Genomic DNA, 396 nt, shown 5'->3' on the forward strand with positions numbered 1-396 from the left:
TAGGCTTTGCAATTGGAGCAGGAATTGTGTACTGGAGCTATAAATCATTTGTGCGAGCACAATCATTTTTTGGAAAGTTAGCTTGGGGTATTGCTGGTTTAATCGGCTTGTCAATCGCCCTTTCTCATTCCCCAGCATTAATCGGTATCGCAGCATTAGTAGTACTATACTACGGATACCGTGAGTGGAAAAAAGAAAAAGATGTAGTAGTGGATTCTACTTCAGAAGGTTCTAAGCCATATAGCAATTTTGAAGATGAGTGGAACAAGTTAATGAAAAACTAATATAAAACAATTTAAATTATAAAGTAGAAGAGAGGAAGATTAAAATGAAACAATCTTTATTCGGACGTGTACGCGATGCAATTTTAGCAGATTTTCATAATGTTTTAGATGA

Annotated in this window: 1 protein-coding gene and 1 pseudogene; both read left to right on the forward strand. The window is 35.4% G+C overall.

Features of this window, described 5'->3' with window-relative positions; translation table 11 throughout:
* On the forward strand, positions 1 to 284 hold a 284-nt coding region (locus CN373_RS24445), incomplete at its 5' end, for a flagellar basal body rod protein (protein ID WP_098360339.1).
* 44 nt (positions 285 to 328) lie between these two features.
* A pseudogene (locus CN373_RS25370) lies at positions 329 to 396 on the forward strand (PspA/IM30 family protein); the annotation flags it as partial.

Source organism: Bacillus cereus (genome assembly GCF_002561295.1).
Lineage (GTDB): Bacteria > Bacillota > Bacilli > Bacillales > Bacillaceae_G > Bacillus_A > Bacillus_A cereus_S.